The sequence below is a fragment of the Streptomyces yatensis genome (assembly GCF_018069625.1).
In the GTDB taxonomy this organism is placed as follows: Bacteria; Actinomycetota; Actinomycetes; order Streptomycetales; family Streptomycetaceae; genus Streptomyces; species Streptomyces yatensis.
The window spans coordinates 5,487,047-5,503,243 of sequence record NZ_CP072941.1 but is presented as its reverse complement, the minus strand read 5'-3'; the positions used below and the strand labels follow the sequence as shown (position 1 = coordinate 5,503,243).

Annotated in this window: 13 protein-coding genes; 2 read left to right on the top strand and 11 right to left on the bottom strand. The window is 71.1% G+C overall.

The annotated features are described in order from the left end of the window. Positions 1-116: 116 nt before the first annotated feature. Positions 117-899 carry a VOC family protein gene (locus J8403_RS23100; protein ID WP_211124826.1) on the bottom strand — a complete coding sequence of 261 codons (783 nt, stop codon included), beginning with the start codon at positions 897-899 and terminating at the stop codon, positions 117-119. Between the two features lie 287 nt (positions 900-1,186). Here J8403_RS23100 and J8403_RS23095 point away from each other — a divergent pair, with 287 nt between their 5' ends. Then, complete coding sequence (locus tag J8403_RS23095) at positions 1,187-2,464, top strand: cytochrome P450 (protein WP_211124825.1); 1,278 nt, start codon at positions 1,187-1,189, stop codon at positions 2,462-2,464. A 243-nt stretch (positions 2,465-2,707) separates the two neighbouring features. On the opposite strand, the gene J8403_RS23090 is transcribed toward J8403_RS23095, so the two are convergent. Continuing rightward, the gene (locus J8403_RS23090; protein ID WP_211124824.1) at positions 2,708-3,082 is read right to left on the bottom strand and encodes a nuclear transport factor 2 family protein; all 375 of its coding nucleotides are present in this window, start codon (positions 3,080-3,082) and stop codon (positions 2,708-2,710) included. A 106-nt stretch (positions 3,083-3,188) separates the two neighbouring features. Here J8403_RS23090 and J8403_RS23085 point away from each other — a divergent pair, with 106 nt between their 5' ends. Further along, positions 3,189-5,036, top strand: coding sequence for a S9 family peptidase (locus tag J8403_RS23085; RefSeq protein ID WP_246585946.1), 1,848 nt, complete (start codon positions 3,189-3,191; stop codon positions 5,034-5,036). Here the strand turns inward: J8403_RS23085 and J8403_RS23080 are convergent. The 9 genes from J8403_RS23080 to J8403_RS23040 all read right to left on the bottom strand — a co-directional run bounded on the left by J8403_RS23080 (position 4,942) and on the right by J8403_RS23040 (position 16,142). Continuing rightward, positions 4,942-5,886: an SURF1 family protein gene (locus J8403_RS23080; RefSeq protein WP_211124823.1), complete on the bottom strand. Its 945-nt coding sequence runs from the start codon at positions 5,884-5,886 to the stop codon at positions 4,942-4,944. The genes J8403_RS23085 and J8403_RS23080 overlap by 95 nt on opposite strands. A 172-nt stretch (positions 5,887-6,058) precedes the next feature. Next, on the bottom strand, positions 6,059-7,111 hold the full coding sequence (locus J8403_RS23075) for a DUF4232 domain-containing protein (protein ID WP_246585945.1): 1,053 nt from the start codon (positions 7,109-7,111) through the stop codon (positions 6,059-6,061). 428 nt (positions 7,112-7,539) lie between these two features. Next, complete coding sequence (locus tag J8403_RS23070) at positions 7,540-8,115, bottom strand: SigE family RNA polymerase sigma factor (protein WP_030829843.1); 576 nt, start codon at positions 8,113-8,115, stop codon at positions 7,540-7,542. Positions 8,116-8,689: 574 nt separating this feature from the next. Continuing rightward, positions 8,690-9,781 carry an aspartate-semialdehyde dehydrogenase gene (locus tag J8403_RS23065; protein ID WP_211124821.1) on the bottom strand — a complete coding sequence of 364 codons (1,092 nt, stop codon included), beginning with the start codon at positions 9,779-9,781 and terminating at the stop codon, positions 8,690-8,692. Next, entirely contained in the window at positions 9,778-11,058 is a 1,281-nt protein-coding gene (locus J8403_RS23060) for an aspartate kinase (protein WP_211124820.1), read from the bottom strand. Before J8403_RS23060 ends, J8403_RS23065 begins: the two co-directional genes overlap by 4 nt. Positions 11,059-11,499: 441 nt before the next feature. Continuing rightward, positions 11,500-12,165, bottom strand: coding sequence for a DUF5063 domain-containing protein (locus J8403_RS23055; protein WP_211124819.1), 666 nt, complete (start codon positions 12,163-12,165; stop codon positions 11,500-11,502). Next, positions 12,158-12,757 carry a recombination mediator RecR gene (gene recR, locus J8403_RS23050; protein ID WP_211124818.1) on the bottom strand — a complete coding sequence of 200 codons (600 nt, stop codon included), beginning with the start codon at positions 12,755-12,757 and terminating at the stop codon, positions 12,158-12,160. Before recR ends, J8403_RS23055 begins: the two co-directional genes overlap by 8 nt. Positions 12,758-13,109: 352 nt before the next feature. Next, entirely contained in the window at positions 13,110-13,445 is a 336-nt protein-coding gene (locus tag J8403_RS23045; RefSeq protein ID WP_014061795.1) for a YbaB/EbfC family nucleoid-associated protein, read from the bottom strand. A 129-nt stretch (positions 13,446-13,574) separates the two neighbouring features. After that, positions 13,575-16,142, bottom strand: coding sequence for a DNA polymerase III subunit gamma and tau (locus J8403_RS23040; protein WP_211124817.1), 2,568 nt, complete (start codon positions 16,140-16,142; stop codon positions 13,575-13,577). Between the last annotated feature and the right edge of the window lie 55 nt (positions 16,143-16,197).

Here is a 16,197-nt window from a genome sequence, read left to right as displayed (position 1 = left end):
CGTCTCGACCCCGCGTCACACGTCTCGTGCACACGTCTCGTCCGCACGTCTCGTGCACACGACGTAACCGATCGAGCGCCCCTCGGCGGCGAGCACACGCTCTCCCGCGCTGCTCCTCAGTCGCGCCCCGCGGAAGCGGCATTCCCCTCGGCCGGTTCATTCCTGATCGCCGCCACGTTGAAGATTCCGCCCTCCGGGTCGCGCAGCGCCGCGACGCGCCCATAGGGGGTATCGGTCGGCGGGGCGAGGATGCCGCCGCCGAGCTCCGCGGCGCGTTCGGCGACCTCGTCGACGTCCTTCACGCAGAAATAGACCCGCCAGCGGGGCCGGACGTTCGGGTCCGGGGCGGCCTCGATGGCTCCACCGCGCAGCCCCGCGACCGCCTTACCGTCGATATGAAGGACCACCCGGTCGTGTTCGAAGCGGACGTCGCAGCGCTCGCGCTCCTGGCTGTCCCAGCCGAAGACCCGCCCATAGAAGAGCGCCGCCTCGAAGGCGTCGCGGGTGCGCAGCTCCAGCCATACGGGCGCGCCCGGTCTGCGCTCGCCCCACCAGGCGGAGGTCAGATCGCCCTCCCAGATGCCGAAGTTGGCCCCGTCCGGGTCGGCCGCCCAGGCCACCCGGCCGCTGCCGAACTCCAGCGGCCCGACGGCGACCGTGCCACCGCGCTCCTGGACGCGCGAGGCCACCTCGTCCGCGCTGTCGGCCGCGAAGTACGTGGTCCAGGTGACCGGGAGGGTCACCCCCGCCGACGGGGACGAGGCGCCGATGCCGACGGTCGGTACGCCGCCCTCGGTGTACGCGATGGTGTAACGGCCGTGCCCCTGCCGGGTAGGGCGGAAGCCCCAGCCGAAGAGCTCTCCGTAGAAGGTGTGCGCGCGGTCCAGATCCGCTGCCATGAGACTCACCCAGCACGGTGCGCCCTGGACAGCACGGAACCTCTCCCGCAAGGCCGCTCACCTCACTCATGTCCCTGGGGGCGCCACAGGCGTCCCGCAGGCAGCCGTCATCGCTCGTGCATCATGCCCGATATCTCCACTTTCCTCTGATTTCGCGGTCGGCGCCACCTTGATGCCCACCGGCGCGCCCGCCCGAGCAGGGAGCACGTGCGTTGTGGCGCATCACACCGGGGCACGTCCGGCACCGGAGCATGGCCGGCCGGCCATGGCAGGGCAGTATTGCGCCCATGTCGAATCTCCGCTCAAACATCGTCTCCTGGCTGGGCCGCAAGTACTTTTCGAGAATTCAGAAGAACGGCTTCGACTTGTCCAAGATGTCGTTCCTCCCGGACGCCACGCTGGCGCCGCTGAGGCGCGATGGACTCGACCCCATTACCGATCTGTCCCGAACCAGGGCAAAAGAACCCATCAGCAAGATATGGCTGCCTTTCGGCATCAATGCCTGGCTTGTCACCGGATATGACGAGACCAAGGCGGTGCTCGGAAAGGCGAAGGGGTTCAGCTCCGATTTCACCAACCTCGCGGAACGGAACATCGGCGTCGCCCCGCAGCAGAATCCGGGAGGTCTCGGCTTCAGCGATCCACCGACGCATACGAGACTGCGACGCCTGCTGACGCCCGAATTCACCATGCGGCGGCTCAGCAGGCTCACCCCGCGCATCCACTCCATCGTGGAGGAGCGCCTGGACGAGATGGCGGCGGCCGAGGGCCCGGTGGATCTCGTGGAGTCATTCGCCCTCCCCATTCCCGCGCTGGTCATCTGCGAACTGCTCGGGGTGCCGTACGAGGACCGCGATGACTTCCAGCGCCACAGCACCGCGCGCTTCGACCTCTTCGGCGGGGCGAACGCCTCCCTCGGCGCGATGTCGGACTCCCTTTCCTATCTGCACGGGATCGTGCGGAAGCAGCGTGAGACGCCCGGCGACGGGCTGCTCGGCATGCTGGTGAAGGAGCACGGCGATGAAGTCGACGACCAGGAGCTGGCCGGGCTCGCCGACGGGGTGCTGACCGGCGGTCTGGAGACGACGGCGAGCATGCTGGCGCTGGGCACGCTGGTGCTGCTCCAGGCCCCCGAGCACTTCGCCGCGATACGTGATCACGACAATTCCGTGGACCCGTTCGTGGAGGAGCTGCTGCGCTATCTCACGGTCGTGCAGGTGGCCTTCCCGCGGTTCGCCCGCGAGGACATGGAGATCGCGGGCACGCGGATATCCGCCGGCGATCTGGTGCTGTGCTCACTGAGCGGCGCCAACCGCGACGAGAAGCTGGGCCCGGACATGGAGCGGGTCGATCCGCACCGGCAGGCCCCCTCGCACCTGGCCTTCGGATACGGCATCCACCGCTGCATCGGCGCGGAGCTGGCCAAGATGGAGCTCCGGGCCGCCTACCCCGCCCTCATACGGCGGTTCCCCGAGATGCGACTCGCCGTACCGGCGGAGAAGCTCTCCTTCCGGAAGCTCTCCATCGTCTATGGCGTGGACGAGCTGCCGGTGCTGCTGAGGTAGCGGAGCCCGGGGAAGGGTCGGGGGGAAGGGGAGGAGGGGCTGGGGCCGGGGCCGGAGAGGCGGTGCCCGGAAGGGCGGGAGCCGGAGGGGTAGGGCCAGGGGGAAGGGGCGCAATCGCGCACGAAGGAGCTACGGACGGGTGCGGACGGAAGAGTTCGAGCTGCCGCCCGGCGGTGCCTGCGAGCAGTCGGAAGCGGCCAGAACCACAGCCAGGACCACAGCCAGAACCACGGCCAGAACCCCTCAGAAGCGCTCGACCATTTGCTCGCGCTCACGCGGAGGCTCGTACGGCGCCGGCCAGAAATCGGTGATGGTCTGGATCCGGCCGTCCGCCGCGGCGGTGAAGAAGCTGATCGCCTGTGTCTCCTCCTCGTCCTCGCTGAAGCGCACCCAGGAGACCGCCTGTTCGCCGTCGGCGATGACGCGCTCGACCTCCAGACTCCACTCGCCCAGGTACTCGGCGTTGAAGCGGACCACGCCGTCCCGGCCGAGCACCCGCTCGCGGGTCTGCGGCAGTTCGTAGCGGACGTCGTCGGCGAGCGTGGCACCGAATGCCCGCCAGTCCCTGGCCTGGGCCGTTGCCCAGTACGTCTCCACTGTCGCGGCTATGTCGGCCATCAGCTCCCCCTCGGTGTACGGCCCCCGTCCATCCCGCCGGGAACGTTATCCACAGGCGCGGGGCGACGCCAGCGCGGATGTCGGGGTGCGGCGCAGAATGGTGAGCATGACTGAGAGCACGGAATCCATGCCGGACTGGGAAAAGCGCTTCCGGGCGCCGCGAGTGGGGCTGCCCGACTGGGCGGAAGAGGCCCCGGACCACTCATTGTTCGTCTCCAACGCCACGGGCACCTACGAGCTGTACGCATGGGATCGGGCGACCGGTGCGCAGCGGCAGGTCACGGACCGGACGAATGGGACGACCGACGGGGTGTTGTCGCCGGACGGCCGGTGGATCTGGTGGTTCTCGGACACCGATGGTGATGAGTTCGGGGTGTGGCTGCGCCAGCCGTTCAGCGGCGGCGAGGGGGACGAGCGCCCGGCCGACGAGCCCGCGGCCCCCGGCCTTGACCCCTCCTATCCCGCGGGGCTCGCACTGGGCCGCGACGGCACGGCGGTCATCGGGCGGTCCACCGACGAGGACGGCTCGACCATCCATGTGGTGCGGCCGGGCGGCGAGCCCGAGGAAATCTACCGGCATCGCGAGTCCGCCGGAGTGGGCGATCTCTCCCATGACGGGACGCTGATCGCGATCGAGCACACCGAGCACGGCGACGCGATGCACTCGGCGATCCGCGTCCTGCGGCTGGACGGGACGGCCGTCGCGGAGCTGGACGACACCAAGGGCGGCACCGAGGAGCTGGGCCTGTCCGTGATGGGCTTCGCGCCCGTCGAGGGGGACACCCGACTGCTGGTCGGGCACCAGCGGCGCGGCCGGTGGGAGCCCATGGTGTGGGATCCGGTGACCGGTGTGGAGACCGCGCTGGCGATCGATCTGCCCGGTGACGTCGGGGCGGACTGGTTCCCGGACGGATCGGCGCTGCTGGTCGAGCACAGCCATCAGGCGCGCAGCGAGCTGCTGCGGTACGACCTCGGCTCCGGCGAGCTGACCCGTCTGGAGACCCCGGCGGGGACGATCTCGGGCGCCACGGCGCGGCCGGACGGCACGGTGGAGTTCCTGTGGTCGTCGGCCCAGAAGCCGCCCCAGGTGCGGTCCACGAGCGGGCGGACGGTGCTGGACCCGCCGGGTTTCGCGGCCCCGGAGTCGGTGCGGGTCACCGACGCATGGGTGGACGGCCCCGGCGGGCGGGTGCACGCGCTGGTGCAGAAGCCCGCGGGCGAGGGTCCCTTCCCGACGGTCTTCGACATCCACGGCGGGCCGACCTGGCATGACAGCGACGCCTTCGCGGCGGGTCCCGCGGCCTGGGTGGACCACGGCTTCGCCGTCGTGCGGGTCAACTACCGCGGCTCGACCGGTTACGGACGGGCGTGGACGGACGCGCTCAAGCACCGGGTCGGGCTGATCGAGCTGGAGGACATCGCGGCCGTGCGCGAGTGGGCGGTGGCCTCCGGGCTCGCCGACCCCGAGCGGCTGGTGCTGTCCGGCGGTTCATGGGGCGGCTATCTGACGCTGCTGGGGATCGGGACCCAGCCGGATTCCTGGGCGCTGGGGCTGGCGGCGGTCCCGGTCGCGGACTATGTGACGGCCTACCACGACGAGATGGAGGCCCTGAAGGCGATGGACCGCACCCTGCTGGGCGGCACCCCGGAGGAGGTGCCGGAGCGGTTCGAGGCGTCGTCCCCGCTGACCTATGTGGATCAGGTGCGGGCGCCGGTCTACATCTCCGCGGGGCTGAACGACCCCCGCTGCCCCATACGGCAGATCGACAACTATGTGGAGCGGCTCGAGCAGCGCGGCGCCCCGCATGAGGTCTACCGCTATGACGCGGGGCACGGCTCGCTGGTCGTCGAGGAGCGGATCAAGCAGTTGCGCTTGGAGATCGAGTTCGCTCGGCGTCATCTGGGGTCCGGTCCGCACCCGGCGCCGTCGGAGCCGCCGGCTCGGGCGGTGTGATGCCGAGGGCCAGATCGCGGGCCGTCTCGGCCTCGCGACGGAACAGCCGGAACCACATGAAGATCACGAAGCCCGCGAAGACGAACCACTCGCCGGTGTAACCCAGGTTCTGGAACGCCTTGATGTCGAGCCCGGTGCCCTCCGCCGCCGTGGGGGGCACCGGCTTCAGGGCCCCGGGAGCCTGGGAGGAGGTCACCCAGGCGTCGTACACCTGGTACGGCACCAGGTTGACCAGGGAGGCGGCGCTGATCATGCCCAGCTGACCGTGGGGGAGGCCACCGGCCGCGCTCACCCCGTCGCCGCCCTGGTGCTCGGACGCCTGGAGGGCGCCTGTGACGGTCACCTCACCGGAGGGGGGCGCGGGCACCTTGGCGGCGGCCGCCGGATCGTCGGCGTCGCCGGGGAGCCAGCCACGGACGACGGGCAGCGCCTTGGCCCCGGCTCCGGCCTTGGCCTCGGGCTCGTCCTTGGCCCCGGCTCCGGCCTTGCCGTCGGCCACGCTCTCGCCTCCGCCGACGTCCCCGTCCACACGGAGCAGAGTCAGCACATAGAAGCCGTCGCGGCCGTCCAGCCGCCTGTCGGGCACGAGGAGTTGATGTGTGGTGTCGTATCGGCCGGTGGCGGTCGCCCGCTCCCCGGAGGTCTTCGCGGTGACCGGCAGCAGATCGCTCAGCGGCCGGGCCGCGGCCTTCCGCTCGCGGGAGGCGTCGTCCTGCTGCTGGTTATGCGTGTCGACGCGCGTCTCGAAGCGGCTGAGCTGCCAGCTGCCCATGAAGAGGCAGACCGGGATCGCCAGCAGGGTGAACACGTTGATCACCCACCAGCGGGGTGTCAGCAGAAACCGATACACACCACCACGGTACGGGCTTGGCGTCGGGGTCCCGGCGGCGGGGCCGCCCCGCAGACCCCCGCGCGTCGGCCCCGGGACCCCGCCGCGGCGGCTCAGGAGCGCCTCAGTGGCCACCCGGGGGCGGCTCCCCCGGAGGCTGCCGCCCCACGGCTCCAGAGGGACGCCGGCCGCTCTAGAGGGACGCCAGCAGACCGGTGCGGTAGATCGTTCCGGCGCAGGCGCCGCCGATCGTCACGCTGGCCGCGGCCGGGTCGCCCGCCTCCGGTGTGTGGCTGACCAGGACGCTCGCGTCCGGCGGCTCACCGCCGTCGCCACCGCCACCGCCACCGCCCGGCTCGCCCGTGCTGGGGTTGTCCTGCGGCCCTTCCTGGGCCGGGTCCGTGGACGGATCGGGAGTCGGTGTGCCGGTGGTGGAGCAGCCGCTGGTGCCGCCGCCCGCCGCCGGGATCCAGGCGAACTTGACCTCGTACGCCTGGCCGGGCTTGAGGATGAGCGTGCCCGGCTGGAGGGACGGGTCGGGCAGCCCTGCCGCCGCGTCCCCCGCCGTATGGTCGACGACGAGGATCCGCGCGGCGTCCGCACCGCCCTGGGCGCTCGCGCCCACCGAGCCACTGCCCTCGACGGTGCAGGCGCTGTCCGAGATGTTCGCGACGCGGAACGAGCCGTAGACCCGCCCCTCGGCGTCGGCCGCACCGACCGATCCGGCGCCACCGCTGGTGAGCTGGGCGCGGCTGCAGGTGGGGGAGGTGGCGTTCAGCGTGTTGGAGGGGTCGGGGGCCATACCGCCGGAGCCGCCCTCCTCCTCGCCCTTCGGCGGCTTGTCCTTCCCCTTGTCCTTGTCCTTGTCGCCCTTGTCCTGCTCGACCGTGTCGGCGGGCCCGTCGGAGCCCTTGCCGCCACTGCCCTCGCCGTGCCGACCACCGCTGGTCTCAGGGGTGCGGTGGCTGCTGGCGGCATTGGCCGGGCGGTCGTCCGCGCCGTTGCTGGTGGTCGCGACGTGCACCAGCGCCGGTACGGCCGCGCAGCCGAGCACCAGCGCGGCCGCGGCCCCGACCAGGGCCTGGCGCCGCCGCGCACGGCGGGCGGGCACGGCGCGCCGCAGATGGTCGAGGGAGTCGGAGGACGGTTCGAGATCGTCGACGGCGCGGTGCAGCAGCCGCCGCAGCGCCTCCTCGTCCTCACCGCCGGGCCCGTCGTCGTCGAGCTGAATCCGGAGGGGCGTCACCCGCCCCTGCCCGGACGCAGCGGACTCCCTGGCCGCTGCGGACCTGGTGGACGCCTCGGCCCCCGTGGACCCGGCAGCCCCAGTGGACCCGGCAACCCCAGTGGACACGCCGGACTCACGGGTCCCCGCAGGCTCCGTAGAGCTGGCGGTCTCACCGGCCTCCACAGACCCCGAGGACCCGCCGGACCCACCGGCCTCCGTAGACCCCGCAGACCCGCCGGACCCACCGGCCTCCGCGGACCCACCGGACTCCTCGGCTCCCGAGGAACCCGCAGACCCGCCGGACCCACCGGCCTCCGCGGACTCCGCGGACTCCGTCGGCTCTACCGGTTCCCTCGGCTGCGTGGACTCCGCTGGTTCTCGGGATTCGGGCTCGTGGCCCGTCCGCCGCCCGGGATCGTCCGGGTCCGGCGTCTGTGTGATGTGGTTCATGCCGGAGCCTCCATGGCGACGCGAAGCGCCGCGATGCCGCGCGAGCCGTACGCCTTGACCGAGCCGAGCGATATGCCCAGCGTCTCGGCCACCTGGGCCTCGGTCATATCGGCGAAGTAGCGCAGCACGAGGACCTCGCGCTGACGGCGCTGAAGTCCCCTCATCGCCTTGATCAGTTGATCGCGTTCAAGCTGTTCGTACGCCCCCTCCTCGGCACTGGCCATATCGGGCATCGGCTTGGAGAGCAGCTTCAGCCCGAGGATGCGCCGACGCAGCGCGGAGCGGGAGAGATTGACGACCGTCTGCCGCAGATAGGCAAGGGTCTTCTCGGGATCCCGGACTCTCTTGCGCGCCGAGTGCACACGGATGAACGCTTCCTGCACGACGTCCTCGCAGGACGCGGTGTCGTCGAGAAGGAGCGCGGCGAGACCGAGCAGCGACCGGTAATGGGCGCGGTAGGTCTCGGTGAGGTGATCGACTGTGGTGCCCGCTGCCATCGCGTCGTCAGTGTCCTCGCGCCCTGTTGTGATGTGCGCGGGGCGGGCCGTCGGCCATGGCGCGATCACGGGCATGCCACCTGGCGTACGCGGGGGGCGTACCGCCGCGCCGCCGCGCCCTGGAACCGTTGCGATGCCGAATACCTCTGCCACGCCTGTTGGACACGCCGCCCCCTGTCAGGGTTGTACGCGCGAGGCACCGCTTTTGACGATGCGTTCAATGCCCCCATGCGCATCAAATCTTCCCCAATGCCCCAGTTGTCCCCGCGCCCACTTCGGGGCGGCTGGAAAGACGCTCCCCGCCCACTGCCGGTTGCAGCGGGCGGGGAGCGAATACGTCGATCAGATCAACGGCCCAGCTCAGCTGGTCCAGGCCAGTGACATGCACACAGGATATTCACATCTGCCGGTCGACGCACTGGTGAAACGTCACTTTAAGACGGCCGCTCACCTTGCGGAGGCCCGGGCCCCTCACTTGACCACAGATCGTCATCCGATGGCAGGGCCCAGTTGGTGGCGGGGCCTACCCGGTGAGGGGTCCTGCTTGGTGAGGGGTCCTGCTCGGTGATGGGCCCTACTGGGCGATGGGGTCCTGCTTTCCCGCCCCGCGCACATCACAAGTGGTGACATGACGGGCCCTGCGACCCGCTCACCTCGCGGCGGCGCCGCCGGCCAGCTCCGCCGCGACGACCTCCGCGATCTGCGCGGTGTTCAGCGCCGCGCCCTTGCGCAGGTTGTCGCCACAGACGAACAGCTCCAGCGCCCTCGGGTCGTCCAGCGACCGCCGCACCCGGCCCACCCAGGTGGGGTCGGTGCCCACGGCGTCGGCGGGGGTGGGGAATTCGCCCTCCGCCGGGTTGTCGCACAGCACCACACCGGGGGCGCCCGCCAGGATCTCGTGCGCCGCCTCGACCGTCACCTCGTTCTCGAACCGCGCGTGCACGGCCAGCGAATGCGTGGTGATCACGGGCACCCGGACACAGGTCGCGGTGACCCTCAGCTCCGGCAGCCCCAGGATCTTGCGGGACTCGTTGCGCACCTTGAGCTCCTCGGAGGACCAGCCGTCCTCCTTGAGCGAACCGGCGAACGGCACCACATTGAGCGCCATCGGCGCCGGGAACGGCCCGGTGTCACCCACCGCCCGCCGTACGTCCCCGGGGTGAGTGCCCAACTCCGTACCGGCGACCAGCGCGAGCTGCTCGCGCAGGGCGTCGATGCCTTCCTTGCCCGCACCGGAGACCGCCTGGTACGAGGAGACGATCAGCTCGCTCAGCCCGAACTCGGCGTGCAGCGCGCCCATCGCCACGATCATCGACAGGGTGGTGCAGTTGGGGTTGGCGATGATGCCGCGCGGGCGGACCCGGGCCGCGTGCGCGTTCACCTCCGGCACCACCAGGGGGACATCGGGGTCCATCCGGAACGCGCCGGAGTTGTCGACGGCCACCGCGCCCTTGCTCGCCGCGATGGGCGCCCACCGCGCCGAGATCTCGTCCGGCACGTCGAACATCGCGACGTCGACGCCCTCGAACGCCTCCTCGCTCAGCGCGATGACCTCGACCTGCTCACCCCGGACGGTCAGCTTCCGGCCGGCCGAGCGGGGCGAGGCGATCAGCCGGATCTCGCCCCAGATGTCGGCACGCTCCGAGAGGATCGAGAGCATGACGGTGCCGACGGCGCCGGTGGCACCGACGACCGCGAGGGTGGGCTTGTCGCCCCCGGCGGCACCGCCATGACCGATCATCGGCCAGTCCCTCCGTAAACCACCGCTTCGTCGCTGTCGCTGTCCAGGCCGAAGGCGCTGTGCACGGCGACCACCGCGTCCTTCACATCGTCGGCGCGGGTGACGACCGAGATGCGGATCTCGGAGGTCGAGATCAGCTCGATGTTGACCCCGGCGTTCGACAGCGCCTCGAAGAAGGTCGCGGTGACCCCCGGGTTGGTGCGCATTCCGGCACCGATCAGGGAGATCTTGGCGATCTGGTCGTCGTAGCGCAGCGAGTCGAAGCCGATCAGCGACTTCGCCTTGGTCAGCGCCTCCATCGCCCGGTGGCCGTCCGTCTTCGGCAGGGTGAAGGAGATGTCGGTCAGCCCGGTCGACGCGGCGGAGACGTTCTGCACCACCATGTCGATGTTGATCTCGGCGTCGGAGATGGTGCGGAAGATGGCCGCGGCCTCACCCGGCTTGTCCGGCACCCCGACGACCGTGACCTTGGCCTCGGACGTGTCGTGCGCGACCCCGGAGATGATCGCCTGCTCCATGCCTTCTTCTCCTTCTCCCGCTTCCGGCCGGTTGCGCACCCAGGTGCCCTGGTGGCCGGAGAAAGACGACCGTACGTGGATGGGGATGTTGTACCGGCGCGCGTACTCCACGCAGCGCAGGTGCAGCACCTTGGAACCGCTCGCGGCGAGCTCCAGCATGTCCTCGTACGGAATCTCGTTGATCTTGCGAGCCTTCTTCACCACGCGCGGATCGGCGGTGAACACGCCGTCCACATCGGTGTAGATCTCGCACACCTCGGCATCCAGGGCCGCGGCCAGCGCGACCGCCGTGGTGTCCGAACCGCCCCGGCCGAGGGTGGTGATGTCCTTGCTCTTCTGGGACACGCCCTGGAAGCCCGCGACGATCGCGACCGCGCCCAGCTCGAGCGCGTCACGGATGCGACCCGGCGTGACGTCGATGATCCGTGCTTTGTTGTGAACCGCGTCGGTGATGACTCCCGCCTGGCTGCCGGTGAACGACAGCGCCTCGTGACCGAGGTTTTTGATCGCCATGGCCAGCAAGGCCATGGAGATCCGCTCTCCCGCGGTCAGCAGCATGTCGAACTCGCGCCCAGTAGGAATCGGGGATACCTGCTCGGCGAGATCGATCAGCTCGTCCGTCGTGTCGCCCATCGCGGAGACCACGACGACCACCTGGTGGCCGTTCTTCTTGGCTTCCACGATTCGCTTGGCGACCCGCTTGATGCCTTCGGCATCGGCAACGGAGGAGCCTCCGTACTTCTGCACGACAAGGCCCACGTGCGCTCCTCGCAGCTCTCAATAATGCGGTCGGCTCAGTTTAGCGAGCGGCCGGAATTTGCCCTCCCAATATCACATAGCGAGACGAATGCCTCACAAAGTGATCAAGAAGGGCAAGGGGACAGAGGGCATCACGCGACGCATACGTCCATGCGTCCGCGAGATTCCCCGCATCCCTCCCACCCGCTCAGCGACGAACCCTTCCCTCTCGCCGCCGAAGCACACGGGAACGTAACCCAGCTCACAGGCTCGGACGGGTCGCGGGTCGCCCCCGCGGGCCGTTGCGGATCTTGCCGTCGGCCGCCCCGGGGACGCCTAGGCGCGGCCCCGGGCAGCCATTCCGGGCACCCGTCAGCGTGGCCCCGAGCAGTCGTCCCGGGCAGCCCCATTCCGGGCACCCGTCAGCGCGGCCCCGAGCAGCCGGCCGCCGCCGGGCAGGCCTCAGCGCGGCCCCGAGCGCAGACCGAGCGGTCCCGCGATCTCCGCCGCCATGACCCGGCCGGCCTCCTCCGCGAGCTGCTCGTCACCGCCCGCGTTGCTGTCCGTGTCCAGGCCGTCCAGCTCGTCCAGCGGGCTGTCCAGCCGTACGTGCGCGACCAGCGACTGCAGGGCGCGCAGGGCCGCCGAGGCGGTCGTCCCCCAGTTGGAGAGGTACGAGAACTGCCACCACCACAGCGCCTCGCTGATCCGGCCCTCGCGGTAGTGCGCCATCCCGTGCCGCAGATCGGTGATGATCCCGGCGAGATCGTCGGAGATCCGGCAGGCCACGGGCTGGCTGCGCGGCACGTACGGGTCGAAGACCTCCGAGTAGATGTCCACCGGCTCCAGCAGCACGGCGAATCGCTCACGCAGCTCGTCGACGTCCGGCTCCGGGCCGACATCCGGTTCGTACCGCTCGTCCGGAACGAAGTCCTCGTGCGCGCCGAGCCGGCCGCCCGCGAGGAGCAGCTGGGACAGCTCGAGGAGCAGAAACGGCACAGCGCTGTCCGGCTCGTCCCCCTTGGCGACTTCGGTGACCGCGACGATGAAGCTCTCGATCTGGTCGGAGATCTGGACCGCGAAGTCGTCCGGGTCCGGGTGGGCGTCGTGCAGCGTTGCGTCAGACATCGAGAAGTCTTCTCCCTTCGAAGGCACGACCCAGCGTGACCTCGTCGGCGTACTCCAGGTCTCCACCGACAGGGAGGCCGCTGGCCAGGCGAGTGACCTTCAAACCCATGGGCTTGATCATGCGCGCGAGGTACGTGGCGGTGGCTTCGCCCTCCAGATTCGGATCGGTGGCCAGGATGAGCTCTGTGACCGTCCCATCCGCGAGCCGCCCCAGCAGTTCCCTGATCCGCAGATCGTCCGGACCCACGCCCTCGATGGGGCTGATCGCCCCGCCGAGCACGTGATAGCGGCCCCGGAACTCACGCGTCCGCTCGATCGCGACGACGTCCTTCGGTTCCTCGACCACGCAGATGATCGCGGGGTCGCGGCGGGGGTCCTGGCAGACGCGGCACTGTTCGGCCTCGGCGACGTTCCCGCACACCGCACAGAACCGCACCTTCTCCTTGACCTGCGTCAACGCATGCGCGAGGCGGCGGACGTCGGTGGGCTCGGCCTGCAGGATGTGGAAGGCGATCCGCTGCGCGCTCTTGGGACCGACGCCGGGCAGCCTGCCCAACTCGTCGATGAGGTCCTGGACCACGCCCTCGTACACGCCTTCATCCAATCTCGCGCCGCCGCGCGGTGGCTGTACTGCATATGAATATTCGGTTGCGCCGCACCCTCTTTGCGGGGCCGCCGTGGTCCCGCGGCCGGGCCCGGGGAGCCGGGTGGGCACGGGAGCCCTGGGCTCCCGTGGGCCCGAGGACCCTGGAGACCCGGTGGGATTACGGAACCCTATGAGATTGGAGAGCCCGGGGACCCGAAAACCCGAGGAACCGAGAACCCGAGGATCCGAGAACTCGATCCGGAATCCCGAGGACCGGGCCCGGGGGACCCAAGACATCCAAGGGACCCGAGGAACCCGGCGGACCCGAGGGACCCGAGGGACCCGGCGGACCCGAGGTTCAGAACGGGAGCCCGGGCATACCGCCCAGCCCCTGGGCAAGCGGGCCGAGCTTCTGCTGCTGGAGCTCCTGCGCGGCGTTGTTGGCGTCACGGACGGCCGCGACGACCAGATCCGCGAGGGTCTCCGTGTCCTCAGGATCCACGGCCTTGGGGTCGATGACCAGGCCCTGCAACTCACCGGAACCGGTCACGGTCGCCTTCACCAGGCCACCGCCCGCGGAACCCTCGACATGAGTCCGGGCCAGCTCCTCCTGGGCCGCGGCGAGGTCCTGCTGCATCTTCTGAGCCTGCTGCAGCAACTGCTGCATATTCGGCTGGCCACCACCGGGGATCACGGCTTCGCTCCTGGCGCTCGACAGTCGTTCTCTTCGATAGCCCGAGCCTACGTGCTCCCCGAGCGCCCTGCTCTACGCCGTACGGAGGAGACACGGCTACATCGGGCATGGGCGCGGGGCCCACGCCTCCTACTCGTTGACGATCTCTTCGATCACCGTGGCACCGAGCTCGCGAACGATCAGGTCATGCCCGCTCAGCGCGGTGTCGTCCAGGTCCGGATCGTCCTCGGCCGGCATGTCGTCCTCCAGCGCGATCCGCGGAGGCGCGGGCTCCCGGTACGCCACCGCCTCGGGGGGCGGGCCCGCGTCCGCGGCCCCGGACGGCGCGGCGGGGGCGGCCGGGGGCGGGGAGGCGGGAGCGGGCCGGGGCGCGGACTGCCGTGGCGCGGCGGACTGGCCACCGCCGCCGGGGCCGCCGCCACCGGGGCCACTCCCGCCACCGAAGCCACCGCCACCGCCGAAGCCACCGCCGGCGGCGCCACCGCCGCCGCCTCCGCCGAAACCACCGGAACCGCCCGCACCACCGGGGCCGGCCGGACCGCCCGGGCCGCCGCCCTGCTGTCCGGCGCCGCCCGAGGGGTCGACGATCGCCTCGATCCGCCACTGCACGCCGATGGCGTCCTGGAGCGCCTGCCGCAGGACGTCCTCGCTGCCGCCGCCCACGAAGCTGTCGCGCGCGCCCGCGTTGGAGAAGCCGAGCTGGAGGGTGGTGCCGTCGAAACCGGCCACCGTCGCGTTCTGGCTCAGCAGGATCCAGGTGAAGCGGCGGCGGTTCTTGACCGCCTCCAGGATGTCCGGCCACATCTGCCGCACCTGCACGGCGCCCTGCGCCATGCTCGGCGCACCCTGCGCGGGTGCGGAGGGGCCGGCGGACGCGGCAGGCGAGGGTGTGGAAGGTGTGGAGGGTGCCGCGGGCGTCTGCGCAGGTGGGCCGCCGCCCTGCCCCGGCGCGGTGGCCGTGGGCCAGCCACCGGGCTGCCGAGCTGGCGCCCCACCACCGGAGGCACCCCCACCACCGGACCCAGCGCCGACATCGGAACCACCAGACGGCCCGGACGCACCGCCCGCACCACCTGCACCGGGACCACCAGACGCACCGGAACCAGGCGCCGAGGCGGTAGGCCAAGCTCCGGGTCGCGATCCCCCGCCCTCCACCGCCGCGGGCTGGGCGCCCGACGGCCATGCTCCGGGCCGCTGCCCACCGCCGCTCTCCACGGGCGCGGCCGGGGCACCGGCCTGCTGTCCTCCCTCTGCGGCGCCGCCCGAACCGCTGTCCGCGGCCGGCCGCGCACCCGCGGGCCACCCGCCGGATGCCTCGGCATCGCCCGGCCCCCCTGGGGCCTGCCCCTGGCCGGCCCCTCCCCCGGCCATCGCCGCACGCGCGGCGGCCGGGCCGGACGGCCCGGCGGCGGGGGGCGCTGCCGGAGCATGAGCGTCGGGCCCCGGTACGTACCCCATGGCGGGCCCGGGCCCCGCCGCCCCGGCGACGCCACCGCCACCGGCTCCAGCACCGGCTCCACCGCCCAGGCCGCCCGCGAGGGCCCCGCGCTCCAGCCGCTCCAGCCGCGACTGCACCGATCGCTCGTCGTCGAAGGCGGCGGGCAGCAGCACCCGGGCGCAGATCAGTTCAAGCTGCAGCCGCGGCGAGGTGGCGCCGCGCATCTCCGTAAGGCCCTCATTGACCAGATCGGCCGCGCGGCTCAGCTCGGCGCCGCCGAAGACCGACGCCTGCGCCTGCATCCGCTCCACCACATCGGCCGGGGCGTCGATGAGCCCCTTCTCCGCGGCGTCCGGCACGGCGGCGAGGATCACCAGGTCGCGCAGCCGCTCCAGCAGGTCGGCGACGAACCGCCGGGGGTCGTTGCCCCCCTCGATCACGCGGTTGACGACCTCGAACGCCGCCGCCCCGTCGGTCGCCGCGAAGGCGTCCACGATCGAGTCGAGCAGCGAGCCGTCCGTATAACCGAGCAGCGCGGTGGCCATGGCGTACGTCACACCGTCGTCGGCCGCGCCCGCGAGCAGCTGGTCCATCACCGACATCGAATCCCGCACCGACCCGGCCCCGGCCCGCACCACCAGCGGCAGCACCCCGTCCTCGACCGGGATCGCCTCCCGCCCGCAGACCTCTCCCAGATACTCGCGGAGCGTCCCCGGCGGCACGAGCCGGAACGGATAGTGGTGCGTACGCGACCTGATCGTGCCGATGACCTTCTCCGGCTCGGTGGTCGCGAAGATGAACTTGAGGTGCTCCGGGGGCTCCTCGACCACCTTCAGCAGGGCGTTGAACCCCGCCGAGGTGACCATATGGGCCTCGTCGATGATGTAGATCTTGTACCGGCTCGACGCGGGGCCGAAGAACGCCTTCTCCCTCAGCTCACGGGCGTCGTCCACACCACCGTGGGACGCGGCGTCGATCTCGATCACGTCGATCGACCCCGGTCCGTTCCGCGCGAGGTCCTGGCACGACTGGCACTCGCCGCAGGGCGCCGGAGTGGGACCCTTCTCACAGTTCAGACAGCGGGCCAGGATGCGCGCACTGGTCGTCTTGCCACACCCGCGGGGACCGCTGAAGAGATACGCGTGGTTGACCCGGTTGTTGCGCAGCGCCTGCTGCAGCGGGCCGGTGACATGCTCCTGCCCGATGACCTCGGCGAAGGTCTCGGGGCGGTAGCGGCGGTACAGCGCGAGGGACGACACGCTTACGACGATATCGGGGACGACCGACAACCGGACCACGCCCGCGTCCCCACAC

Coding starts and splice junctions, on each gene's coding strand:
- J8403_RS23095 (WP_211124825.1), top strand. CDS start 1,187: ATGTCGAATCTCCGCTCAAACATCGTCTCCTGGCTGGGCCGCAAGTAC.
- J8403_RS23085 (WP_246585946.1), top strand. CDS start 3,189: ATGACTGAGAGCACGGAATCCATGCCGGACTGGGAAAAGCGCTTCCGG.
- J8403_RS23055 (WP_211124819.1), bottom strand. CDS start 12,165: ATGTCTGACGCAACGCTGCACGACGCCCACCCGGACCCGGACGACTTC.
- J8403_RS23100 (WP_211124826.1), bottom strand. CDS start 899: ATGGCAGCGGATCTGGACCGCGCGCACACCTTCTACGGAGAGCTCTTC.
- J8403_RS23065 (WP_211124821.1), bottom strand. CDS start 9,781: ATGATCGGTCATGGCGGTGCCGCCGGGGGCGACAAGCCCACCCTCGCG.
- J8403_RS23070 (WP_030829843.1), bottom strand. CDS start 8,115: ATGCCCGTGATCGCGCCATGGCCGACGGCCCGCCCCGCGCACATCACA.
- J8403_RS23090 (WP_211124824.1), bottom strand. CDS start 3,082: ATGGCCGACATAGCCGCGACAGTGGAGACGTACTGGGCAACGGCCCAG.